Source organism: Sorangium sp. So ce726 (genome assembly GCF_051521405.1).
In the GTDB taxonomy this organism is placed as follows: domain Bacteria; phylum Myxococcota_A; class Polyangia; order Polyangiales; family Polyangiaceae; genus Sorangium.
This window is the reverse complement of sequence record NZ_CP150349.1, coordinates 9,205,985-9,230,417: the sequence shown is the minus strand read 5'-3', so window position 1 is coordinate 9,230,417 and position 24,433 is coordinate 9,205,985. Positions and strand designations below refer to the sequence as shown.

The window sequence follows — 24,433 nt, the reverse complement described above, 5'->3', positions numbered from 1 at the left end:
ATACGCGCCCGGCGATATCACTTCGGAGGGCGCGGAGCGATCCGCTCCTCGAGGGCGCGAGCGAGCATCGAGAGGAGCTTGTCTGGATCGCAGGGCTTGCCGAGCATGTAAGGAGTGCCGATGCGCCTCGCGATCTCGTGGAGACCCTCGACCCCGGAGACGAAGACAATCGGAATCTTCTCTCGACCGCTGTTCTCGATGAGCATCCGACAAGCCATCCCCGGACCGTCGAGCTCCGGCATCTCCACGTCGAGGACGATCAGATCCGGAAATCGCTCCTCCAGCGCGCGCAGCCCAGCCTTCCCGTCCGTGGCGATCCGCACCCGATGCCCTTCGGCGGTCAACAGCATTTCCATGGCTTCGTTGATGTCGTGGCTATCGTCGACGAGCAACAAATCGGCCATATCCTGCCCTCGTTCGAGACAACGACCCATCGATCGGAAGCGGTGGCGCTGTGGGCGCCGGGTGAGGAGTGAGAGGAGTGAGGCGATCGAACGCCGCTTGGTGTGTTGGATCCTAGGTAGCACCAAATGTTCTCAGAGGCTCTCTCGCTGCGCCGGACTGGCTGGGAGATGATGAGTCGAGCCGATCGCTCCTATCGGCGTTCCACTGCCCTGTCGGGGAGCCGGACGTCACGCGGGACGCTGCCCGTTGACTACTGCCCGACCGTCGAGCTGATCTGTCCGCGAGTCGGGAAATGTGGCTGTGCCCTGCCATCTGCCACCGCCAGCTGGGCTTGTGACGGGATATCAGGGAGAAGAGGACACCAGACCGTCCGCCCAGCATCCTGCTCAGCGCGCCGGCTTCATGAGCCGCAGCCGTCTCGGCGGGCGCGGTGTCGATGTCGAGATGTCGATCAGGTGGCCGAGTGATCGGTGAACCACGCGCTCTCGGCGCCGTATAGCGTGCCAGTTCACCGCTCGAGCGGCTGGCGCAACGCGGGGGCCGGCTTCGTTGTGTCGGCCTCGCGACCGAGGCGAGCAAGGCCGCCGTGCCGTACGCCTCTGCCGGGGCGTCGCCGGGTACGGTAGAGGCCGCGCCGGTACGGGACGCCGCGCGGGGACCGCCGCGCGGGCGCGCTCCCGGCGATGTCGCCCGCGTCGCTGACGCCGCCGCCGGGCGGTCAGGACGTTTGCAGAGCTGGCCCTCGGCGAGCTAGCTTCCCTGGCCGCGGCGATCCCCCGAACTCGGGGAAAACCAACGGACTAGCCAGCGGAGGAGGTGGTGCGGAGCAGGACGAAGCGATAATATTCAGCAAAATCAAACAGTTGGCCCCGTGGCGAAATGGCAGACGCGGTGGATTTAAAAGGCGCTCTGGGGCGGGGGAATGGGGGCGAACCGGCGAAATTATTGGGGAATTTGGAGGGGGGTGGCGACGGATCGACGCGGTTGGAGCGGGGGTGTGACGATTCGGAGGGGGCGCGTGGCGATTCGATCGGGGTGGGCGGGGCGGGGGGAGAGCGTCTCGGGGAGGGGGTGGGGGCGAGGGGGGCGTCGGTGAGGGCGACGCTGCTGGTGCAGCTCGGGGAGGGGTTGCGGGCGGCGATTGTGGCGGGCGACGTTGAGGCAGCGCGCGTCGCGCATGACGCGATCGGGCGGCTGCTCGGAGCGCTGACGCCACCGCAGGACGAGGTTGCGGCCGATGTGCTCGACCTCGCCCGCGAGCGCGACCGGAGGGGACGATAATGTCTCTCGCAGCCTTAAACGCGGGAGGCGTCGCGACGGCATCGCCAGAGCGCCTCTCTCCAGGGCAGGCTTGTGGAAGTGTCGCCAAGTCGCTTACGCAGTGGCTTCGGAAGTCCAAATCAAGCACACCGAGGTGCGGGTGCCCGGCGCGCTGAGCCGAGTGCAGACGGACGTGAGCCCCCGATCCGCATGCGCCGGCGTGCCCCGGATTCCTTCCCGCCGATGCTGCGAGCCGGCCTACGGCGCAGTAGCGCGGCAAGCTCGCCGATGATCCCCCCCGGCGAGCGCCAGTACCCGCTCAAGCGTGGCCGGGTCGAAGCCTGGCCGGACCCGCACCACCCGCCCGTTGGGCAGCGCGATCTCGATCGGCTCCGGCGCGACGGCCGATGTGTCCGTCACCACGTGGACCGGCAGAAAGCGCGGCGCTTCGGTCAACGACGACGGCGAGGGCTGTGAGGGCCGGTCAGCGCGCAGCTTCCAGCGCCACCAGTACAGCTGCTTGATGCGATGGGCGCAACTGGCTAAACCGGCCGGACAGGGGGATCGCATGCTCGATGTTGATCTGGCTGCCCGTCACCACGACGCGCTCGATCAAGAGCCGGACGATATGCTGCCGGTCCGCGAAGTCCAGCTTGTCCAGCCCGACGCGTAACGTGGCAGCGAACGCATCCAGGTCCTCCGCCAGCCGATCGAGCCGAGCCTGATCCTGGTCCTGCACCGCGAGTTCCTCGAGGCGTGCGCGCGTGGCCTGCTTGCTGGCTTCCAGCCGCTCGCGCCTCGCCTTCAGCTCCGGAGCCGTGATCGCGCCCGCCATGTATGCGTCCACGAGGCGCTCGACTTGCGCCGCGAGTTGCCTCTCTGTCTTCTCAAGGCGAGTACGATCGCGTGTCCGCTGCGCTGCCCCTTGCTGACTCGTGCGCCACGTCTCGATCTCGTGCTGAAGCATCTCGGGTTGCTGGAGCCATGCGACGACCGCCTTCCAGACCACATCATCGAGATCATCGCGCCGCACGTTGCGCGCTGGACATCGCTGAAGCCGACCTCGATCTTCAGGGGAATCGGAAGGACATACGTAGTAGTCGTACGCGGGGCGACCAGCGCGGGGCGCCTGATGAATGCAGGTCATCCTTCGGCCGCATTCGCCGCAGACAACGAGCGTTCGAAGCAGGTACTCCCATTGTACGTTCCGTGTTGACGTGAGCTTGTTCTTCGCCAGCGCACGCCTCACCTGCTGCTGGGTCTTTTCTTCGATGAGCGGCGGGATCGGCACGATGACCCACTGGTCTTCGGGACGCCTACGCACGGAGCTCTTCTGGCGCTTGCGATAACTTCCGAGCTTCTTCGGTCGCTTGGGCTCGCAGGACTCCCATTTTCCGTAGCCAGCTTGCCCGATGTAGCAGGGGTTGGTCAGCACATTGTAAATGCCGCTCCAAGTCCAGAACTCTGCCTTGCGAGGAGCCACGCCATTCTTGTTCAAACGCCTCGCGATCGCGCGTGTACTCAACCCTTCTTCGATCACCCAGCGGAACATGTCCCGCACGTGCTGCGCCTCAACTTCGTTGATCACCACGATCGGAGGCACGTCTCGATCGCGCTCGAGGATCGCGTAGCCGTAGGGCGGGTTGCCGTGAAAAGGCAGCATCTGCCCGGTGCGCAGCTTGTGCAGCCGGCCGCGTCGGGTGCGTTCGAGGATCTTGGCGCGCTCGTACTCCGCGATCACCCCTTGCATCTGCGCGAGCAGTCGATCCTCGGCGCGCTCGCCCAGCGGGTGCTCCACAAAGTGCACAGCGACGCCATGTCGGTTCAGCTCCTCGATCAGTACGTGCTGGTGGACGTAGTTGCGTGCAAGCCGGTCGGGGCAGTACACCAGCACCCCATCGATCAGCCCATCCGCGGCCGCATCACGAAGGGCGTCGAGACCAGGCCGATCGAGGCGCGAACCGCTGATCCCCTCATCGAGGTAGCGTCGCTCGGAGGGCACCGTCACCCCCATCGCGGCCGCTGCATGCTCCAGGGCCGCGATCTGTGAGGCGATGGTCTGCTCCTGCTCTTGATGCGACGTCGAGACGCGCGCATACAGTGCCATCCGCTCGCTCATGATCCCCCTCCCCTCCGTCGGTCTCCACGTTGCTCTGCGCGCTTGTGTATACCGCTTCCGCTTCGTTCCGTCCCAAGGGTGAGATCGCGTGGTCGATCGCGATCCGCACGGCCATGCCGAGCCGTTGGTTGCCCTCGGGCTGTGGTCGAGCGGTCCACTCGACTGTCCAGACGTGCTTGCTCACCGCGCCCGGCCCTCCCTCCAGGCGTTGCTTCATGCGGGCGAGCCAACGTTGGCAGAGGAGTGGGCCGACTGGGCGCGCGCTTGCTCAGCGGCTGAAGCTGCCGGCGGAGCACAAGCCTCAGGACAGGTTTGTCGATTGTGCCCAGAGCCTCTTCGGCTTGTACCCTTCGCGCCGCGCGAACTTCTCGGCGCTCAGCCCGCTGCACTCCCATCGCTCCACCCGCTCGGCCCACTCCGCCTTCGTCGCCATCGCCTCCTCCTTCGTCGCGATGGGGACTGGTAACCGGCCCCGACGGGGTGGTCACGATGGCGTTGGTCGGGCGGTTACGGCGTAGCTCACGTAGGCTCCGGCTCGAAGTCGACCGCGATCCGCCAAGTTCCCGCCGGCCGTGTGCCTCACCTGGGATGAGATCGGCGATCCCGAGGACCTTACCTCCGTCGGTCTCGGTTGGGTCGAGGGCGAACCAGTCTCAACTGGGTGCGACAAGGCGTGCATCACGTTCGAGCTTTGTGGTCCTCGTGTGCGATGTGGACGGATTTCCTGAAGGCGAACGCTGGTCTCTCGAAGTCGGTCGCTCGGGGAGGGCTCCCGGCTGCGCCTCCCCCCGTTTTCGAGGCTGACGAGCTCTGGCTTCAGGCCCGAGCGCGTCTTCTCTCAGAGCGCCTTCCAGAGGGACCTCAACCTGCTCGGGGCATGATCCGTCGCTGCGTCACCGAGATGGGACGCGCGGAGGGCAACGCCGCCTGAGGCACGGACTACAAGTCATGCTAGTCTTCGCCCATGTCAACCGGACCGGAATCTCCTCCCCCTGAGTATCTCATTATCTGTACAGAGGGCTCTCCCATCAGCCACCTCGGCGTGGTCGACGCTGAGCAGGTAATCACAGGCTACTCTGCACAACTGCGAAAAACGTGGCTCCGCCAAGATGTACTTGACGCGATCGAACGCGGGGTGATCTTCTATACGGCTTACCGAAAGCCGGATGGAAAGGGGGCTGAAAAACTCTTAATGGGTGAACTCGTCCGCGGCGTTCCGACGGTTGGGGCCCAGTATCTCCGCACGGATGGCAACAGCAGGTTGGAAGACAATCTCGGAAATCTGCCGGCATGCTCCTGAGGCTTTCCGCCGTAGGAAGCCCCTCTTCGAGGGCGACGAACTCTGTCCTGGGGCTCAGCCGGGGCTTCTCCCAGAGCGCGTTCCGGAGGACGTCGACTTGCTCGGAGGTTAGCACTCATACCTTGCGGTTCCCCTGACGGGGGGCGGGTTCGAAGAGCTTGCCCTCAAGCCGCCGGAGCGTGGTCGTGCTGATGCCGAGCATCCGGGCCACGGCGGTCGAGGTCAGGAGCCCGGGCTCCTTCAACCGGAGGGTCTCCGTGACCATCGCCATGGGGTGCAGTGCGATAGCTCTGCTCGCTGGGATCTGTGCGGGGGGGGCGGCCCGAACTCGACGGAGCGAACGGCCGCCCGAGAAGGTCGCGGAAGCGGGGGAGGGTCACGTTCCCCGCGCGCCTCGTGGAGCGGGTAGCGGCATGCTACGGGCCGACGCGCTCGATAATCACCCGCCCGTGACCGCTGGACGTGCACACGCCTTCCTGGCCCGTGGGATTGGCGCCTCCATTCCACGAGCAGCCGCCGGCGACGCGCCCACCGCCACCTCCCGAGTAGCCGCAGCCGCCGTAGCAGCCGTTGCCTGCGCCGCCGCCGCCGTAGCCACCGTGCGCCAGCGCGCCGCACGACTTGCCGCGCCCCGGATGCTCGCAGTCGTGTGATGGACCGAAAGCATCACAGCCATCGGGTGCCGGAAACCGGCATTGAAACACCCCTCTCAACCGGGGGCTTACGTGTGAGTGGTGATTCGAGCGAGATGCTGAGCATCATCGATTTGCCCAAGCAACTCGAGATCAAGAACTGGCTGAATGGCCGCCGGAGGGATGTATAGCGTGTACCCGGCATGCAAGACGTGCGCGAGATCCATCATTTGCCGGATTTCAAACTGCAGCACGGTTGCCGGCTTCAACGAGGTCGTTGCGCAGCAGACCGCGTAAACGACGTGCGACCTTGGATAGTATTTTTCAAGATGCTTTTGAAAGCGGGAGAACCTCTCAGGGCGGCTTGGAGCCCGCGAATAGAGACCAGTCTCGACGGCGCCGATCTGCCAGATCAACGCGGGCACGTCGGACTGAAGGGGACGCCTCCGAAGAAGCACGTCGGTCGCTTCATACATTTGAAATCCATTGGTGGCGGGATCAATGTTCAGCTCCGTTAGAATGCAGTCGGCGGCTGAAATGCCGGGAACTACCTTAACTCGCAGCCCGAGTTCGGCCGCGCCGGCACGCACTAGGAAAGGGGGGTAGGCGTAAACGAGCGGATGCCCGTACAGTGCGAATGCGACAGGTGCGCGGTCCAACGCAGCCTCAAGAACGCGAGCCGCCATGCGATGGTACGTTTTGAGCCGACTTGAACCGTCCTCATAGAGAGTCGACAGATCAGTTACACGTGCGCAAATCGTCGCCAGGTAGTCAGGTAGGCCAGGGCCGGAGTCGACGAACAGCACCTCATTGCAGGAGGAGAGAATACGCTCCGCTTCTTTCGTCAGATGATCAGGCGCGGCGATGCCGGTGCCGACCACGTAGATGTCTGGTTTAGGTTCGGTCACATCCGCTCCAACACCGAAATGAGCTTCACGAGATTATCAAGACGATCTGTTCCAGAGGACTGCTGAACTGCTTTCCTTGCTTCGTCAACGGCAGCTCGCCGAGCCTCGTGAAGTTCGGCATCGTGGGCCGCGACTGGCTCGGTTGGCTGCTGAACGCGTGCTTCGAGTGGCTGACGCTCCGGAACAACGATTACGACTGATGCGTTTCCAAAGATGGCGCGGAAGTCGTCGCCAGTCTCTCGACGTGGACTCGGTCGAGGGCTCGGGCGGGGGGACGGATTTACGGTGAAGGTCGGCGCCGTGTTCTGCGTGATGACGGTGATCGGTCGAATCATGATGGACTGGTTGGAGAGTGCTGCTTCCGCCAACGTCGCGGTAGCGTCCGTGGCTAGGAAGCCCTGCGGGCGAGAAGCATTGTGTGCACCCATGACGCTGACCGCTTCATCCCCTTGCGCGACTGCAACAAATCGCGCCCAGTCTCTGCCAGCTGATGCAAGGATTGCCAGTTCCTCGGGAGTGAACTCCTGGCCTTCAAGCGAGTCTGAAAGCGACGTTGTTGCGAGATCCCGGAATACGCGGTCGGTCAGTATGCGCTGCAGATACCTGGTAACGTTCTCTCTGCTCATTCTGGTGTCCTTCCTGCGGCAGCATCACCCCTGCCGTCGCTTCTAGCCAAGCGCCGTGGCAGAGGATACCGCGCCCGCTCTTGGAGACGCTAGCACCACATCCCGAGTCCTTCGAAGCGTTCACCGACGCCTTCCGCCTCAACGCATAATCTTTGCCTGATCTGTAAGTAGCCATAGAGAGCCGCGGAAATTGGACGCCAACCGGCTCCCGGAGATGGCCCAGCGGTAAACTTTCGGAGGTCGGCATGAGAAGGAGGAAGAGGGCGTGGGTTGCCGCCTGAGCCCACGGCGACGCGGCACGACGGTGCGCGGCGGCACCGGAGGTTCGCCCAGGCCGAGCAGAAAGGCAAGGGGGAGAAGGCATCACAGGCATTAGAGGGGGCATGACGGTCGGATCGCTGCGCACTGGCGAGCCCGTTCCGCTGATGCCCTCGGGCAGTCCAGCCGAGCGGGAAGGCGTCTGCCCCTCGCGCGTTGAGCTTGCTGGAGTGCTCGTCCCCATCCAGGGTTCTCTCGCTACGCTCGGCGGCTACGCCGCCCTTGAGGGGGCGTGCGCGCTCCAGCCCGGGGTGAGCACGGGCGAGGGGTGACGGATGCCTCCGGCGGGGGCTCAAAGCTCCGGATGCCGTGGCGGGAGAAGGGATGGCCCCCACACACCGTGGGGTTCGCAGCGACACAACCCACAGCGCGGGAGGCCATCAATGGATCGGTATATTGGAGTGGACGTGCATGCGCAAAGCTGCACACTGGCGGTGATGAGCCCGGCGGGCAAGCACCTGCAGCAGCAGGTGCTCGAGACGGCGGGCAAGGTGCTGGTCGAGGCTGTCTGCGGCATATCTGGGACCCGCTATCTGTGCTTGGAGGAAGGCGAGCTGAGTGCATGGCTTTACGAGCTGTGTAGAGCGTCAGTAAAAATTACTGTCGCTTGACACCTGGCCCCTCTCCATCGCCTTGGCCGCAGCAGTCGACGCGTGTGTCGGCGAGGGCGGTATGGCGGCAACAGTCAAGGCGAATCGTCGCGGCGCTGTGGATGTTCAGGCGGGCGCTGTTCGTCAACCGTATGGCTGACGAACAGCGCCATGCACTGAACCGACTGCCTCAAGTACCGAACAGGTTGGAATACCGAGAGATGCTATCGGAACAGCCGAAGTAGCTTCTCGAAGAGGTATTCATCACCTTATTCTTCTCCTGATGCTCAGCAGTCCGGGAGGTCGGCCAGGTTGTTTCGTGTCGTGGCGTCTCGGTCCGTCCGCAGATACCTGCCTGTGGGGCCGTTCACGACCCGGACCTCGGTCCGGCGCCCGTCCGACCAAGAGACGACGTACGTGTGAATTCCCGAGTCAATGTCCCGGATGGCGTCGCTCTTCGAGCGGGGCGACCAAGTCTCCCCGTGATTGCACAGCCTGGTGATGTCGCCGTTGGTGTCCTTGCCCGTCCTCGTAACCTGTCGCTCTGCCATGTGGATCTCTCCTTGCTTCCGAATCAGTTTCTCGAGATTGTAAAGATCGACGTTTGTATTCTGTAGATCGATTCTGTTGGTAGCTGTCTCCAGATTGATGTTGTGCTCTATTGGTTCTGGTTTGAGTGGTTGGGTTATTGTCTGCGATTCGCGTGCGACTCTAGTCCTGTAGGCCCCGAGAGAAGGATGAGTCGATTTGCCGTCGTGTACCTCCGAGAGATGTGATATTTGCGGGGTTTCGTTGAGCATCGTCCTCCTGGACGACGCCCTCTGGCCTGGAACGGCAGGTGATGAGCTCCGTATCTCAACGGCACCTGCGGAGCACATCTACCACCCGATCCACATGGATCCCTTCATTGCGGAAGAAGCGGTCCTTGGTTCCTGGCTCGAGGAGCCATCCGCCGCTGTGATGCAGCGCGACGAGCTCCCAGTGCTTGTTGAAGACGGGCGAGCCCGATGAGCCAGGCAACGTGTCGGTCAGGTACTGCACGCGGCCCTCGCCCACGTAAACAACCAGGTTGTGGAAGAACGAGAGCTGCTTCTGATCGCCGCCGGGGTGCTGGATGATGTTGACCCGTTCGCCGAGTTCGACCCGGGATGGCTGGAGCGCGATCGTCCCCCAGCGTGCGGAGGGCCCGCCCGCGACCTTGACGATCGTGCAGTCGTCGTCGCTGGAGGTAACGAAGAAGGCGTCGGGATCGAAGCGCAACTCCTCCGGTTCCGCGTCGCGGCCCTCGACTGTTTTCTGGTAGTTGAACTGCGCGGTTGCGTCGGCAGCGGCGTCTCGGTCACCGAGGACGTGGTGATTGGTGACCAGGAGGTCACCGGGGATGAGAAAGCCCGTTCCGAGCGAGCCGTCGGAGACCTGGATGCGCGCGACCGCCTGAGCGCGGCGAATGCCGATCTCGAGGGAGCTCACGGGGACGAGCGAGCTCTGCGTGCCGAGGATCTTCTCGAGCGGCGGACCGCCGCTGCCCCGCCACGGGAGCGAGGTAATGCTCGGCCCTTCGGCGTAGCGTACCGCGGCGCCCTCGCGCAAGCGCCTGAGGATCTCGTCCTCTGGGTACTCCTCGATGGCGCGGTCGAGCACCGCGTAGACCCACCGCGCGCCCCGCTTCTGCGCCTCGTCGAGGACGCTGTGCCAGGTGAGGTCCGCTCGGTTGTGGAAAGCGATGCGGGTTGCGTCGAGCTTGACGTCAAAGAGGAATCGGCGCACCTCGGCGTCGGACGGGTACTTCCACGAAAGAGCCTCTCGTAAGGTGCGTATCCCTTCGCGGGAAAGAGCCTGGTTCATCATCTCCTCGTTCTCCGGTTGAGCACGCCGGCGTCGTCGCCGCGCGCAGGCCGCGACGTGCGTCTCTCAGAGCTTCTGTGCAAGCTCTAAGAGATTGTCGTCGTCGCGGTATTCTCTCAGTGCGCAATGCACAATATCGGCGAGGCAATGCTGTTTTCTGGCCTCCTCGAGGATGGCGTCCCAGATGTCGATGATGCTCCCGGAGATCTTGACCAACAGCAGGCCGATCCCCGCCTCCCTGGCGATGCGCCGTGCGACCTGCTCAGTGTCGTAGAGCACAGCAAGAGTGTTTCGTAGGCGGACTGTGTCGCTGTCGGACAGCGTGGGTCTCCGCCTAGTGCTCCTCTTCGCGCGGGGGTCGGCAGCGGCCAAACCTTCGACGATCATCCAGAGGTTGCCTTCCTCGTCCCCGGCGCAGAGCAACCCGGAGCACGCTGCGACGCATCGGAACCACGAGGTCCCGACCAGGGTTCCCAGAGGCCTCCCCGTCTCCAGGCTGAAGGCCCGCACCGTCTCGTCCTCGGATGCAGTGAACACGCGCGCGCCGTCGGGCGAGACGGCGCAGCCGAACACGCGCCGGGTGTGACCGGGAATCTGGCGGACATAGCGAAAGCTCGGCAGCTCGCGCACCTCGATCTGGCCATCGACGCGGGCGAGCACCACGCGCCCGCCGTCCGGCGTTATCGCTGCGGCGAGGAGTCCGCCCGTGAGGCGGATCGACGAGGGGGCACGTGAGGCGTCGGTGAGGTGCCAGAGCTTCACCGCGCCGTCTCGAGAGAACGACAACAGTCGCTTCCCGTCGGGGGTCAGCGCGATGCCGTTGATTTGCCCCTCGTGCACGCCGAGCTGCGAGGGCTCGTCAAGCGTCGCCTCGGAGCGGATCCAGAGCGTGCCGTCTCGGGAGGCGGTGATCATCCGTCCGTCGGGCAGGAACGCGCAGCCACTCACCAGCTTCTGGTGCGCTTTGGCGGTCGCCACGCGCACCTCGGCGCGCTCGAGATCCAGGTGGAATAGCAGCACGCCGCCGTCCCGGGCACCGGAGAGTACGCGGCGCCCATCGGGGGAGATTGCGCAGGCAGTCACCAGGTCGGCGTGCCCCGTCAGCGTGGCGCGGCACCCGCCGGTCGCAGTGTCCCAGAACTTGAGCAGCCGGTCCTCCGATGCTGAGACCGCGAACCGGCCATCGAGGGTCACCGCGGCCGCGGTGACCGGCGCACCGTGCCCGTCCTGGGCCATGAGGCTCTCCGGACCTCCGAGTTCCCACAGCCTGGCCGAGCGGTCGTGCGACGCGGAGAGCATCCGGCGGCCGTCTGACGTCGCGGCGCATGCGGACACCGCGTTCGCGTGCGCCGCGAGGCGCAGGATGCGGCGCTCGGCGGCGAGATTCCAGACGGCGATCGCGCCGTCTGCCATCCCGCAGAGCAGGTGGCCACCCCACGGGAGGATCGCGAGCGCGTCCACGCGGCCCTGTCCCGCACCGACGCGCTGGAGGCATTGGCCGAGGGTGAGCTCCCAGCGCGAGAGCGTGCCGTCCCCGCTCGCGGCGAGCACCTGCTCGCCGCCCGGCATGAGGGCGAGCGCCGTGATCCAACCCTCCTCCGAGGCTACCGGCGCGGGCGAGCGCGCCCCACCCCTCGGCGAGAGCTCGTACAGGCACTCTCGGGACGCGAGGTCCCAGACGCGGACCGCGGCGTCCCGCGAGCCGGAGATGAGCTGACCCCCGGGGGTCGTGATGCACACCGTCACGTAATCGCGGTGACCCTCCAGCGTGCCAACGATCTGGAGCGAGCTTCTATCCCAGAGCGTGAGGGTCCCGTTGTCCGAGCCGACCACGAGCATCCGGCCGTCGTGGCTTATCGCGCAGGAGGTGGCCCAGCGACCGCGGTTGTCGAGCACGCCGATGCAGCCGCCTGTCGCGAGGTCCCAGAGCCGCGTCGTCATGTCGACGGAAGTCGACAGCGCGAACTCGCCGTCCGGCGTGAGCGCGCAGCCCGTGAGCTCGTCGTTATGTCCTTGCATCGTCGCGAGCACCTCGCCGGAGACGAGCGCCCAGTAACGCAGCACGCGATCGGCCGAGGCCGACAGCGCGCAGCGCCCGTCGGGGCTCACGACGCACGCGACGATCGCCTTCGTCGGCTCGCAGAACGTGCGCAGCGGCGTCGGTCCGAGGCGCACGCCGTGCAAAAGGCGCAGCGGGGGCAGGTTCCCCTCGAAGTGAAGCATGCGCGCGATCTCCTCGGAGGGCCATCCGGCGCAGCGCAGGCGGTTGTAGAGCAGCGAGGGGAGCAGCCCCTGATCGCGGTAGGCGGACAGCCGGGTCGCCTCCGCGCGCACGGCCGCGAGTACGGCTGTGAGATCGAAGGTCGCGCTGCCTTCCGAGGCGCCGATGACCGCCTCCAGATCCCGCTCGATGGAGGTGACGTCGAGCTCGCGGCACTTCGCGTCCAGATAGCCGACGTCGACGCACAGGCGCTGCGCGCCGTCCACGTCGCCCGCCTCGATTCGGTGCATCACCGCATGCCGGAGGGCATAGCGCCGTCCGGCCGGGTCCCCCTCGTCGGGCGGCCACGCCGCGAGCCCTCTGAGCAGGTGCAGGTGATGACTACGGATCACCCGCTCTCCGAGCTCGTTGACGAAGATCTCGCGCACGTGCTCGTGGCGCAGCCGATAGCCGAACTGGCTGTCATCGTGCCAGTGCGCCTGCTCCTTGCGCAGCAGGTGGAACGTGGCACGCAGGAACTCGTCACCAGCAGCGGTCGCCGGATCGCTGCCGAGCAGCTCACCGAAGACGTGCGGCGGGAGCGCCTCGCGCGCGGCGCAGGCGAGGCCGAGGCCCTTGAGGATCAGCCTGCGTCGCGCGTCGTCCAGATCGCGGAGCTCGTCGAAGATCTGGCGGAGAAAGGGGACGAGCCCCTGTGAGATGCGCGCAGCCGTGCGTTGCGCAGGCGGCTGACCGGCGAGCCAGTCGCATATCCCGCTGGCATACAGCATGTTTCCTCGCGCGCTGCGCACGATCACATCGATGAGGGAGGCGTCGAACGCCGCGGGGAGCGAGCGCGAGCGCTGCTCGCAGACGGCTCGGCATGCCGCCTCATTGGAGGGCGCCCACTCCTCGTCGTCGAGATCGAGCGTGCGCGCGTTCTCGACGACGCCGGGCCAGTCGTGCCTTCGGTACATCGGCCGAGAGGCGCCGAGGAGCACGACGCCCTTCGGCGGCACGCGCGGCAAGAAGCGCGGCAAGACGCTCTTGCCGTTTCGGTCCTTCGCCGCCTCGTCGAGCCCGTCGATGACAACGACGAGCTTGCCTGCGCGAGGCACGAGATGGCGCTTCGAGACGCGCCGCAAGAGCTCCCCGAACCGGGTCTCCACGGGCTGCTCGGCGTCCGCCAGCTCCGGGAGGATCCGCTCGAGCTGCGCGCAGAGATTGTGCACCACCGCGTCGGGGCGATCCCAGTCGTCGTGGTCACGCCGGATGAAATGGTGCGGCGTGTGTGGGGGAAACAGATCCAGGAGGCGATTGATGATGGCGCTCTTGCCGGCGCCGGCGCTCCCCAGGAAGAGCACCCACCCGCCACGGGGCGCGCTGTCCTCAATCAGCCAGAGGAGCCTCTCGACCACGTTGTTGCGCCCGAGCAGCTCACCATGCCTGGATCGTTCTTCTTCGAAATCGTTGATCGCGCCGCTCACTGTGTCACTCCTCGCGCCGATGAACACCGATGAATCCAACGATAGAAATGTGCGCCTCGCGCTCGCCCGTGCCGGGTCAACGGGCAGCCTCGCGCGGGCGGCGCCTGGCGAGCTTCAGGATCTCGCTCTCTGGCACCTGCTCGGCGCGGAGCAGCGGGACATCCCGCTTGAAGGCCGTCACCCGTCCATCCTGGAGCAGATGAAACTCGCCTGCTTCCTGGCCGGGGATGCGGGCGCTGACGTCCATCCGGGCGTCGCTCAGGAGCGGCTTCATCTTGTCGAGCGCCGTCTGCTGTGTCACCCGACCTACGAACCAGCTCCGGAGGTTGTCACGACACCTGTAGTCGAGGTCTCCCGGGCTCTGGGTCGCGAGCAGGACGCCGAGGCCGCCGGAGCGCGCGCGGCGCAGGAGGTTCTCCATGGGCGCCTTGGTCGCTGGCTGCGACTGCGCCGGCAGGTACATGTCGGCCTCGTCGAGCAACACCACCGCGCGCAAGTGGGGCGACGGCGCGCGGCTCACCCAGCGGCTCAGCGCGAGAAGGAGCTGCGCGACCCAGAAGAGGACACGCGCGCTGTCGCCCAGGAATTTCGTGCTGACGATGCTGAGCCGCGTCTTTCCAGGCTGTGAGTGGCGCCCGAGGCCGAGGAGCAGCTCGACGTCGAGCGCCTCGCCGTCCATCGAGAGCAGGTCTGAGGTGTTCAGCTTGAGCACCTCGAGGTCGTGCACGAGGTCCTTGAACAGCCGTGTGTCGAGCCGCCCGAGGGTAGCGACGAGAGCCGGATCCTCGTTCGCGATGAGCTCGATCAACGACGCGACGTCGAGCTTGCGCGTGGCGCCGTGCGCTGCGAAGAGCTGGAATGCCTGCACGAGGATGGTACGGAGACCCTTGTCCTTGCGCGTCTGCTTGTAACCGAGCATGTCGCCGAGGGCGTGGGCCGCATAGCCGGCGGCCTGGTCGCGCTCGAGGTCCGGGAGCGCCTCGATGCCGCTCGGCATCAGCGAGAGCCCGAGCTGGCGGCCGCCGGGGTGGCCCGGCGTGAAGAGGGCGACGTCGAGTCGCTCCGCGAGCGCCTTCCGCCGGGCGTCGAGCGCCACCTCCGGGTGCGCGCGGGTGAAGAGCGTCTGGCGCGCATAGCCGCAGAGATCCCCCTTGCGGTCGATGAGGATGACGGGAACGCCGTGGAGCAAGAGCTGCTCGATCAGGTTCAGCGCCAGCGTGGTCTTGCCGCTCCCGGTGCTGCCGAGGAACGCGGCGTGCGCCGTGAGCTGCCCGGCGTCGAGCGTGAGCTTGTGGGAGACGAGCTCCCCTGTCGTGCCAAGCGCGAGGGAGAGGGCCTCCCGCGGCGTCGCTCCGTCGGCGCCTTCTAGCGTCGCACCGTCAGGACCGGCGGCCGGGGGCGTTGCGCCCGGGCTCACAGGTGACGTTTCGAAGGGCGACGGTGCAGCTCCCCGCGACCGAGGCGCCGGGGCGGACGGTGGGAGTTCCTGCTCGAAGCGGTCGAGGCGGTCGAGATCCAGCACGTGGATGAGCGGCAAGAGACGCGAGATGTGGTTCTCTTCCCTCAGCCAATCGCTGAAATGCTCGCGTCGCGCGTGGGTCTCGTGGAACCTGTGGAAAGCGGCCAGCGTGCGTTGATCGCTCTCCTCGAAGACCGCCTTGCGGCCGCCGTTCTTGAGGATCTCGGCGAGCGCCGAGTGCACCTGCGTGTTTGGATTGCGCGGGAACTCGCCGCAGCGGAGCAGCGCGAGGATCCGGCGCCCGGCGCGCTCGCGCGCATCCTCGAACTGCGCTCGGAGCCCGCCGCCCTGGGGTGCCCGGTTGCAGACCGCGACGAGGATCTCCTCGACGACGCGAGTCGCTCCGCCCGGGGTCGGGACCCGGACGTCGATCTCGATCGCCTCATCGCGCGGCCGGGCATCGAAGTGAATGCCGCTCTCGATCTCCTCGGCGCAATGGTTCACCGCCCACGCGAAGAGCGCGGTGATCTCCGTCTCGTCCTCGGATGGATCGTCTTCGAACTGCGCTAGGAAGTCGTTCCACTCCTGCTCGATCTTCTCCTTGGCCGCGCGGACGTCCTGATCGGCGGGGGCCCGGGGCCGTACGCTGGGAGGCGCGCTCGTGTCCCACTGCGCCACGATCCGGCCGGCGTCGATGCACGCATCCCGGAAGATTTGGCATTCGTTGAGCGCTGCGCGGACGCTCATCCTCGAGAGCTGCTCCACGAACGCCCGGGGGATGGGATACAGGGGATCGACCGCGCCGTCCGCCGGCGGATGCCCCGCCGTCTCGTACAGGTAGGCAAGGCGCTTCTGGATGATCGGCGTGATCTCCTCTTTGCGCCTCTCCGCGACCAGGTGGACCGGCGCGGGGTCGCGCTCGACGCGATCGAGCGTCGACCGGGTGAGCCGAGCGCGCATCGTCTCGTAGTAGTCCTTGAGGCAGGCGATCACGATGATGGACGAGGGCACCCGATCGGCGACCGCGCAGAGCGAGGACATCACCCGCCGGAACAGGGACTCGGCATCGTTGACGCGGTACGCGTCCTCGAACTGGTCGACGCAGAGGACCAGAGCGCGGGAGTCGCACGCCCACATCAATCGGCCGAGCTCCTCGACGACGCGCTGGGCGTCCTCGTCCTCGCGCTTCGGCGATAGACCTCCGAGGAGCTTCTGCTCTCGCTCCGAGAGCACGTCACAGCGCAGGTACTTCACGACCCGCTTCTTCAGCGCCGGATCTTGCCGCTGCAGATAGAGCAGGGCGCGGATGAGATCCAGGTCGAGATCGGCGTAGCGGGGGTGTCTGATGAGCCTGTCGGCGGCGCGCTCCACGAGATCAACGACCTCGTCCTCGTCCAGGTCCTCGCGTTCGTTCAAGGAGCGGATGGACTCCGGATCACCACACCTCGCCGCAACCGCGTTGGAGAGCCGGAGCAGCCCCGAGCCGGTCCCCAGCGCCTCGTAGTAGGTCTGGTCGAGCGAGTCGACGAGGTTGCTCACCAGGTAACGGCTGTAGCTCGTGACCGAAGTGGTCATTTGCATATAGCCGACGAAGCCGAGCCCGTTGAGGTGAACGTGGTTTCGGAAAGCGCGCACGAGGTGCGTCTTTCCGCTGCCGGACTCGCCGAGGAGCAGCAGGATCCGGCCCGCGTCGAGGCCCGGCGGGGTCGTCACCTGGGTGAGCAGCCGCTGGAAGGCCGTGCGGGCCTCCTCATGCACGGAATCGACGTCGAACGGATCCTCGCGCCAGATCTGCCCGCGGTGCTCCACGGAGTGGAACACATCTTTCTTCGCTGTCGACAGGAACACGTCGAGCAGGGCGTCCTGCTTCGTCATGATGCACCCCTTCTCCCTCTTGCTCGTCGACGCCGGCGGCGCGCGCCCTGCGCGCGCGCCTCGCCGGCGCTGCCCACGTCAGATGCGCACGAAATGGAACGTCGTGCTGAGATACCGTGTCTCCGAGGCGCCGACGTCGGCCGGATCCATGGCCTCGACAAGGTCGGCGCGGTTGAGCGCCAGGAGCCCACGACGATGCGCGGAGACCAGCCGGGTCTTGAACGTGTCCGCGTCGCCGATCGCGACGCCGTCCTCCGCGAGCCGCCGAAGCACGTGCGAGATGAAGACCTTGTTGTCCCCGAACCGCCCGCTCGTCGACGCCCGCGCCGCGTCGAGCACGCGTGCGGCGAAGGCGGACTCGTCCGCGGGCAGGGGGGCTGCCTGCGGAGCGAGCAGGCCGCGCGCTCCCGTGCCGAGGGCCGACGCCTTTCTCACGAGCAGGTCGATCGCCTGCTTCAGTGTCCCCTGAGGAGGCGCGTCGGCTTGACGGCTCAGCAGCACCCGCATGACCGCCTCGACCGTGAAGGGATCTGCTGTCGTGACGCCGATGGCGCTCCAGGCGACCGCGCCGAGCACGCGTGGCAGCGATGGGGCCTGGCCAAGGTTGAGGTGGAAGGCGCTGGCGAGGAGCGTCGCGATACGCGTAGCCTCCGCGGCTGCCACGTCGACAGCGAGCTCCCTCCGGCCCTTCGCCGCTGATGTCTCCTCGTCGAGTATCCGGGCCGCTACCAGAGTCTTGAGCTCCTGCCAGCTCACGTTTTTGTGGTGCGCCAGGTGGAGGGCCTCGCGGATGTGTTTTTGACCGTCGCGGGTGATCTGATAGGAAGATCTCCTCACGGGCGTGGCGAAACCGGCTCGCACTAAGTCGATGAGCTCGTTTTCTATGAGTCGCGTCGTGTCGTTTTGATTTTGCCTCCCTTTGAAGAGAAACATTAGCGTCTCCGCGATATCGCGCGGGGTGAAACCATTGAGCTTGCAAAAGAGCCGGCCGAGGACGTAGGTGCCCAAGCCGGAGAGGGGAACCTGTTCGCTGGAGCTCATCGGCCTACCTCCATCGCCCTCGCGGTGGGTCTCGCGGCGCGGCGGTCCACGCGCTCGCGGATCAGCTCCCACGCGTCGGTCGGTTCGAAGTGATAACGCACCTGCTTCGGCTCGACGGAGCCCGTGAAGCGACCGCGCAGGACCTCCAGGAGCGCCAGTGCGTCGGAGCGCTTCTGGTCCACCCGGCCATCCCGCAGGAACTCACGCAGCGCCGCGGTCTGCTCGCGCGGCACACCCTCCTCCTCGGCGCGCCGCAGGAGGATCGGATAGCAGCGGTCCGGGTAGAACAGCCGCTGGGCCAGCGCCTCGAGCCGCTCGCGCGTCGCGCCCGAGATCACGCCGGCTCGCTCGGCGGCGCGCAGGGTGGCGCGGATGTTCACCAGCGCCTCGCTCAGCGGGCGATAACCGTCCTCCGCGGGCGCGTGGGCCACCGCCACTTCGTCGTCCGCGTCGAGCGCCCCGCTCGCATAGGCTTCGTAGATGCCGCCCACCCCCTCCATGCCGAAGAGCGAGAGCTCGGCCGCGCGGAGCGCCCCCATGCTCGACGCGCCGAGGACGTGGACCCCCTGCGCCATCGCCCAGAGGATCTCCTTGTGGGACACCGACGGGACGCGCTCGAAATAGCCGTCGATGAGGCCGATGGCGACGGGTCTCTCCAGCGCTGCACGGTAGATGTCGCCCTGGGCCGCGGGCGGCAGGAAGATGGCGTCGATCTGCTGCTGGCCCTCCGAAGCCGGGAGGGTGGGACCTGTGAAGATGCAAAGATTCATGGTCTGCGCTCCGAAAGGCGCCGCTGCGCGCGCGCGCCGGGGATGTAACCGGGGACATCGTCGAGCGGCTCGAGACCGGGGATGATCACGCGCACCACCGGGATCTCGAGCTCAGGACGGGTGAGGTCGACAGCGACGATCTGGTTGAGCCCCGCCGTGCGCAGGCGCTCGATCTCCCAGGCGACGTCGTCGTCGAAGGTTTCGCCCGCATAATCGGGCGCGTCGTCGAAGCTGCGCTGTGGCGGCTCACCCGCGTGCTCTTCCAGGAAGCGGCTCGCCGCGCGGAGATCGTCGTCGGGCCCGTTGCCGCGGGCCCGGACGTCGTCGCGCACGCCGGTGACGACGGTGAGCCGGCTCTGCGCCGCCTCGGTGATCGCTCTCAGGAGCGCCACATCGCGGGAGGGGTGGCAACCGAAGCCGAGCATCGGCGCGATGGGTCGGTGCAGGTTGGGCGCGCGATCGACGAGCGTGCAGCAGAATGCCGGGACGCCGATATCGGATGTGATCTCCCAGAGAAACGGAATGACATCGGCGCGCTCCACCTGCTCCAGGAGCGCGCGGCACCCCGGCTCGTCCACCGTGGACAGGTCGATCCGCGTCCGGCGCTGGTGTTCCGGGCCCGAGAGCCTCCAGAGCGTGGCGGCGTCCCTTTCGATGAGCTCGCAGATCGCGTGACTCACGGCCTCGAGCGGGTGGTTGCCGGAGGCGAGTCCGTTCGAGCTCATCACGAAGGCTCCGCTCGCGGCGAGCAACGGCAGCGCGTAGTCCGTGTGGACGACCTCGAACGGGACCCAGGTGGGCGCGCCCGTCACGAGATCCAGGCCAGCCACCCAGAAGAGGCGGAGATGATCATGGAAGTCGACGACGGACAGGCGCGGCAGATTGTGAACGTCGAGGAGCCGGTGGCGGTGGCGGAGCTCGCTGACGGTGCCGAGCTTGAGCGGGAGCTGGATGTGCTCCGCGTGCCATTGCTCGATCGACTCCATCACGCCCGAGGCGCGCGCGGCGGCGAGGGTCGAGCCCTTGCCTTGCGAGACCGCGATCGAGCGCGCGTTGGGGCGGACGACCATGACCACCGGCACTCCGAGCGTGTCGAGGCCGGTCACGTCGGCGATCCGTGTGATGCCCATCGCCGGCAGGAGGGGCCGGACCCTCTCCACCGTCTCATCGGGAGATACGAGGCGGTGGGTGCCCGCGAGATAACGCTTGGGCGCTGCTGGCGGAGGACCCGATCGCTGCTCGGCACTGGCGCGGTTTGCGGAGGTGGTCATGGAAGCCCCGGCTCTCCGCTCAGCGCTTGAAGCGCGACAGGTTGAGGACGTAGCAGTTGATCCCGACGGGGACGGCTGTCGGCTGCGCGACGTCCGGGGGCAGCCGCTCGCCCGTAGGGTCGGGGCTCATGGAGAGGAAGTTCGTGCGGTGCAGTCCCTCGAGCAAGAGCAAGACCTCCTTGGTCGTCTCGACGAACCCGGGCCTCATGGAGGGATTCAGGACGAAGCGTCCCCACGATTGGCAGTGGACGACGTAGTAATCGCCCTCGCGAGTCTCGAAGGTTTCGCCGCTCTCTGCGCGGATCGTGCCGTTCTTGGCGCAGATGACGAGATCATAAGCGGCGAGCCTTCGCTCGCTGCTCAGCGCCGCGTAGGCCTCCTGGACGACGAGATCGTCGCCGGCCGTCTCGGGGAGGTTCTTGATGTTCTTTTCGCATATGACATAGACCCCGACGTCGCCCTGGAGAAAGTGCACGAATGCTCCGGGCTTGCCGGTCTCATGGAGAGAGGCGACCTTGTCGCGGATCTCGGGCGGGACATCGCCCTCGGCCCAGCGGTTCTCTGCGCTCGCCCACGCGCTGGACTCCAGCTGGTAAACGGGGTTCGACTCGCGATCGATGGTGAAGACAATGCCTCTTCGATCGTTGCTGCACGGGATCTCGTTGGACATGGTTCGGCTCCGTTCTCGTTTTGTCATCGCAACTCCACACGTGGCGCGCGCGGACCGGGCGCGGACGGGGGCCGCGCGGCGGGCCTCGGCGCGCCGTCAAGAAGATCGGTTGAGTCGAGGCTCAGCTCACGCGTAGCCGCCGTGGCGGGCGCCGCGGAGCGCCAGCGCGAGCGGCCGGCAAGCGCGGGCCTCGTGGCCTGACGCGAAGGCGCGCGCTGCCGCCTCGAGCAGCTTGGTGAGCCGACCCGGCAAGCGCTGCTGCCGCGGGTCGAGCACTGCACGTACCTGCGCGATGGCGCCCTCCAGGCGACCACGCGCGAGCTCCACCCGGCAGAGCGGCAGCCTGGCCAGCCACTGGAAGGGGTAGACGAGGGGGAGGGGCTCCCAGCAGGCGAGCGCCTCCTGGCCTGCCTCCTCGGCCCGCGCGAGGTCGCCGCGCTGGAGCGCGCACCACGCGAGGGTGCCCAAGGCGGCTCCGGCGTACTCGCGCACGTTCTCAGCCCTTGCCAGCTTCAAGGTCCGCTTGGACAGGTTCTCCGCACCCTCGACGAGGTTCCGCCTGCGCTGGATGAGCGTGAGATAGGTCAGGCAGCGCGTCATGACCTCGAGGTCGCCGCTCCGCTCCGCGATCGAGAGGGCGTCGCGCATCTCGGCTTCGGCCTGGTCGGGGTCGCCGTACAGCATGCGGACTATCGCGAGGCTGCAGCGGGCGGCCAGAGCCCAGTGGCCTTCGGGTGGTGCGTCTGCGGCCTCGTACGCCGCGACGCACTCATCGGCGAAGCCCAGCGTCTCGGCGGACGCGACGAATCGATCGCGCTGGATTCCCCCCTGCGTCAGCGCGTGGAGGTAGTGGGCGCGGTGCAGCGGTGTACCTCTCTGCTCCAGCACGGGGCGGACGGCCTCGATGAGGGCATCCAGCCGGGCGAGATCGGCGAGCCAGTAATGCACGGAGATGCGATCCAGATGGATCTGGATCCACTCGTTCCACCACGCCTGGGCCTCGCCCGAGGCTTGCTCGGTTTGCCCACCGAGGGCGGTCTCCGCCTGCCCGTAACACTCGAGCGCCCTGGCGTGCTGGTGGTGCATCTCCCAGGTCTTGCCGATCTTGCGGTGGAGCCGGGCATGGTCGACGCGGGAAGTCGCCGCGCTGAGCGCCGCGCCGTAGGCATCGCGGGCCTCGGCCTGACGCCCGACGAGCCCGAGCACGTCGCCCAGCCCCTCGTGGAGCTCGGCGACCGCTGCGGGCGCGGCGCCAGCGGTCGAGAGGGCATCGATGGCCAGGCGGTAGAAGCGGACGGCGTCGCGGTTCGCATAGACCTCGGCGGCGCGCTGCGCGGCCCGCGCGAAGTGCGCGCCGGCCTTGCCGTGGAGGCCTGCTCCCGCGAAGTGGTGCGCGAGTACCGGCGCCTGGGCGCCGTGCGCCTCGAGCGCCTCGCCGGCGCGCCGGTGCAGCGCGGCCCGCACTCCCGGATCGAGCTGGCTGTAGACCTTCTCGCGCAGCTTATCGTGCACGAAGCGCAGCCGTGCTGTCTCCGTCTCCTCGAGGATTCGCCGCGCCCGGAGCTCAGCAACTGCCTCGGTGGTCGCGTCTTGTCCGAGTGGGCCCGCGAAGAGGAGCTCGTCATCGAGCTCCTGCCCCAGCACCGCTGTCCACGCTGCGAGTTCGCGCGCCTCCGCGTCGAGGAGGTCGAGCCGCCGTCCGAGCAGCTCGTCCAGCGTGTCCGGGATCTGGAGGGACGCGAGCGCCGCGGCGCCGCGCCCCTTGAAAGAGAAGCTCCCGCCCTCGTCCCGCTGGAGCTCCCCTGCGTCGAGGGCCGCGCGCAGGTACTCGGCGACGAAGAAGGGGTTGCCGTTCGCGTTGCGGATGAGCGCGTCGAGCACGGTCCTCGGCGGCATGCTTGGCGAGAGCATGCCCACGACCATGTCCTCGATGTCGCGAGCGGCTAGCTTGTCGAGCCGGATCGAGGTGGCTCCCGGGACGTGCGCGATATCCTCGATCTCCGGGCGTGTCTCCTCCATCCGGTAGGTACCGATGATCAGCACGCCGCCGCGCTCGTCGGGCTCGGCTCGGGCAAACGCATCGAGCAGGGCCAGGGTGAGATCATCGGCCCACTGCAGGTCGTCCAGGAGAAGGCAGAGCGGCCGCGCCTCGGCAAGCGCCCGAAGGGTCTCCCGCAGCGCGGAGACGACGCGCTTCCGCGCCTGTGAAGGCGGCAGGGGCGCCGGCTCCGATAGGCTCCCGAGCGCTCGCAGCTCTGGCACGTAGGCCGCGAGCACCTCGCGGCGACCGCCGAAGAGCCGGTCTGCTTCTGCCTCGGATGTGCGCGCTTGATCGACCGCTGCCAAGAGCGTCGTACGCAGCGGTTGCAGCGGGGCGGCCATCGCCGCCGTCGCACCCGCCTCGCCGGCCCCAGGCGCAACACACACGCCCGAGAACACCTGGAGAGGCAGCCCCTTCGCCGTGGCGCGGCTCACCTCTCGCACGAGCCGCGTCTTGCCCGAGCCGCTCTCCCCGCGCACGAGCGCGATCGCGCCTCGCCGCTCGGAGGCGGCGCGCTGGGCCATCCCCTGCAGCTTGCAAACGGCATCGGTGCGGCCTGCGAGCACGGGCCGGTACAGGTACACGCGTGGTGGCGGGCCCTCGTCGCGCTCGGCGGCCGCGCCCAGCGCGACGAGCTTTGTGGCGACGTCGGCGGCGTACTGGACCCGACGCTGTGGATTCTTCGCCAGGAGCGTGAGGATGAGGTCGTCGAGTGCTGCCGGGAGGCTCGTGACAAGAGCCGAGGGGCGCTGAGGTGAGGCAGAGCGGTGCTGTTTGCAAAGGGACGAGGCGTCGCCAAGGAAGGGAGGTCGTCCCGTCACGCACTCATAGAGGATGCAGCCGAGTGCGTAGAGATCGGCGCGCGCGTCGACCGGTTCCCCCTGGAGCTGCTCCGGGGCCGTGTAGGCCACACTGCCGGCGAGCGGGTACACGTCGAGCTCCTCGCGGCCGGCGCCGCCGAAGTGAACGGCGATCCCCAGGTCGACGAGGATAGGGCGTCCGTCGTCCTGGAGAACGACGTTCGCGGGCTTGAGATCGCGGTGCACCAGGCCCTCGCCATGCAGGTAGGCGAGCGGCGCGCAAAGGCGACGGATGAGCGTGAGCATCGGGCTGAGAGGGCGCGCGTCCGCGCTCGCTGCGGGCGCGCCGGTGCGCAGGCGGACGCTGGCCGCAACGGACCCCGGAGCTTGCATGGGAATGGTGATCGCCGCCCCCAGGCCGGCGTCCTTGGCGAAGGTAGCCGCGAGGTGATCCCGGAGCGTGCGGCCTCGGAGGAGCGGCATTGCGACCCAGGGCACCCCGCCGGTGACATCCTCGTCGAGGAAGCGAACGATGCCAGGGTGGTTCAAGCGGCGGAGCACCCGCGTCTCACGGCGTATCGCGGCGAGGTGGTCGGCGTTGTTCACGCCGAGCACCGTCTTGATGGCCACCTCCTCGCCTGTCACGGAGTGTGCAGCGCGGAAGACGACGCCCATGCCGCCTTTGCCGAGGCGTTCGATGATCCGGTACGGGCCGAGCTGGCGAGGCTCGTCCGGTGCGTCGCTGGCTGCTCCCTGCTCGTCGATCATCCGAGGGCAGGAGGCTACCGCAGCTTCGACGCCGGCCTGGCGTCCTAT

At 67.2% G+C, this 24,433-nt stretch carries 18 protein-coding genes; 3 read left to right on the top strand and 15 right to left on the bottom strand.

All coding sequences use genetic code 11. The features are described from left to right. Nucleotides 1–17: 17 nt before the first annotated feature. Entirely contained in the window at nucleotides 18–404 is a 387-nt protein-coding gene (locus WME79_RS34215; protein ID WP_437523424.1) for a response regulator, read from the bottom strand. Between the two features lie 1,093 nt (nucleotides 405–1,497). Between WME79_RS34215 and WME79_RS34210 the strand changes: the two genes are divergently transcribed. Beyond that, on the top strand, nucleotides 1,498–1,686 hold the full coding sequence (locus tag WME79_RS34210) for a hypothetical protein (protein WP_437523421.1): 189 nt from the start codon (nucleotides 1,498–1,500) through the stop codon (nucleotides 1,684–1,686). A 463-nt stretch (nucleotides 1,687–2,149) separates the two neighbouring features. Here WME79_RS34210 and WME79_RS34205 read toward each other — a convergent pair whose 3' ends face one another. After that, nucleotides 2,150–3,784, bottom strand: a complete 1,635-nt coding sequence (locus tag WME79_RS34205; protein ID WP_437523418.1) for a recombinase family protein — start codon at nucleotides 3,782–3,784, stop codon at nucleotides 2,150–2,152. A gap of 301 nt (nucleotides 3,785–4,085) precedes the next feature. After that, complete coding sequence (gene tnpA, locus WME79_RS34200; protein WP_437523415.1) at nucleotides 4,086–4,217, bottom strand: IS66 family insertion sequence element accessory protein TnpA; 132 nt, start codon at nucleotides 4,215–4,217, stop codon at nucleotides 4,086–4,088. 531 nt (nucleotides 4,218–4,748) lie between these two features. Here tnpA and WME79_RS34195 point away from each other — a divergent pair. Continuing rightward, nucleotides 4,749–5,084 (top strand): DUF3892 domain-containing protein, encoded by a 336-nt coding sequence (locus WME79_RS34195; RefSeq protein ID WP_437523412.1) that lies wholly within the window; start codon nucleotides 4,749–4,751, stop codon nucleotides 5,082–5,084. Between the two features lie 115 nt (nucleotides 5,085–5,199). Here the strand turns inward: WME79_RS34195 and WME79_RS34190 are convergent, their stop codons facing one another. From WME79_RS34190 to WME79_RS34180, 3 genes are all read right to left on the bottom strand, one after another. Then, entirely contained in the window at nucleotides 5,200–5,355 is a 156-nt protein-coding gene (locus WME79_RS34190) for a hypothetical protein (protein WP_437523409.1), read from the bottom strand. Between the two features lie 450 nt (nucleotides 5,356–5,805). Beyond that, a complete protein-coding gene (locus WME79_RS34185) occupies nucleotides 5,806–6,624 on the bottom strand; it encodes an SAM-dependent methyltransferase (RefSeq protein WP_437523406.1) in 819 nt (272 codons plus the stop codon). Continuing rightward, a complete protein-coding gene (locus tag WME79_RS34180; protein WP_437523404.1) occupies nucleotides 6,621–7,250 on the bottom strand; it encodes a hypothetical protein in 630 nt (209 codons plus the stop codon). The genes WME79_RS34185 and WME79_RS34180 overlap by 4 nt, the downstream gene beginning before the upstream one ends. A gap of 719 nt (nucleotides 7,251–7,969) precedes the next feature. Between WME79_RS34180 and WME79_RS34175 the strand changes: the two genes are divergently transcribed. Further along, nucleotides 7,970–8,179, top strand: coding sequence for a hypothetical protein (locus tag WME79_RS34175; RefSeq protein WP_437523401.1), 210 nt, complete (start codon nucleotides 7,970–7,972; stop codon nucleotides 8,177–8,179). Between the two features lie 266 nt (nucleotides 8,180–8,445). Here WME79_RS34175 and WME79_RS34170 read toward each other — a convergent pair whose 3' ends face one another. The 9 genes from WME79_RS34170 to WME79_RS34130 form a co-directional block, all read right to left on the bottom strand. Then, nucleotides 8,446–8,958 carry a DUF3892 domain-containing protein gene (locus tag WME79_RS34170; RefSeq protein ID WP_437523399.1) on the bottom strand — a complete coding sequence of 171 codons (513 nt, stop codon included), beginning with the start codon at nucleotides 8,956–8,958 and terminating at the stop codon, nucleotides 8,446–8,448. A gap of 55 nt (nucleotides 8,959–9,013) precedes the next feature. Beyond that, a complete protein-coding gene (locus tag WME79_RS34165; protein WP_437523397.1) occupies nucleotides 9,014–10,003 on the bottom strand; it encodes a trypsin-like peptidase domain-containing protein in 990 nt (329 codons plus the stop codon). A gap of 66 nt (nucleotides 10,004–10,069) precedes the next feature. Continuing rightward, nucleotides 10,070–13,690 carry an AAA family ATPase gene (locus WME79_RS34160; protein ID WP_437523395.1) on the bottom strand — a complete coding sequence of 1,207 codons (3,621 nt, stop codon included), beginning with the start codon at nucleotides 13,688–13,690 and terminating at the stop codon, nucleotides 10,070–10,072. A 76-nt stretch (nucleotides 13,691–13,766) separates the two neighbouring features. After that, nucleotides 13,767–17,024 carry a helicase HerA-like domain-containing protein gene (locus WME79_RS34155; RefSeq protein ID WP_437523391.1) on the bottom strand — a complete coding sequence of 1,086 codons (3,258 nt, stop codon included), beginning with the start codon at nucleotides 17,022–17,024 and terminating at the stop codon, nucleotides 13,767–13,769. A gap of 78 nt (nucleotides 17,025–17,102) precedes the next feature. Then, nucleotides 17,103–18,065 carry a hypothetical protein gene (locus WME79_RS34150; protein WP_437523388.1) on the bottom strand — a complete coding sequence of 321 codons (963 nt, stop codon included), beginning with the start codon at nucleotides 18,063–18,065 and terminating at the stop codon, nucleotides 17,103–17,105. After that, complete coding sequence (locus WME79_RS34145; protein ID WP_437523386.1) at nucleotides 18,062–18,835, bottom strand: TfuA-like protein; 774 nt, start codon at nucleotides 18,833–18,835, stop codon at nucleotides 18,062–18,064. Before WME79_RS34145 ends, WME79_RS34150 begins: the two co-directional genes overlap by 4 nt. Next, nucleotides 18,832–20,106 carry a YcaO-like family protein gene (locus tag WME79_RS34140; protein ID WP_437523384.1) on the bottom strand — a complete coding sequence of 425 codons (1,275 nt, stop codon included), beginning with the start codon at nucleotides 20,104–20,106 and terminating at the stop codon, nucleotides 18,832–18,834. The genes WME79_RS34145 and WME79_RS34140 overlap by 4 nt, the downstream gene beginning before the upstream one ends. Nucleotides 20,107–20,125: 19 nt before the next feature. Beyond that, a complete protein-coding gene (locus WME79_RS34135; protein WP_437523381.1) occupies nucleotides 20,126–20,776 on the bottom strand; it encodes a hypothetical protein in 651 nt (216 codons plus the stop codon). 126 nt (nucleotides 20,777–20,902) lie between these two features. After that, nucleotides 20,903–24,385 carry a serine/threonine-protein kinase gene (locus WME79_RS34130; protein ID WP_437523377.1) on the bottom strand — a complete coding sequence of 1,161 codons (3,483 nt, stop codon included), beginning with the start codon at nucleotides 24,383–24,385 and terminating at the stop codon, nucleotides 20,903–20,905. Nucleotides 24,386–24,433 lie beyond the last annotated feature (48 nt).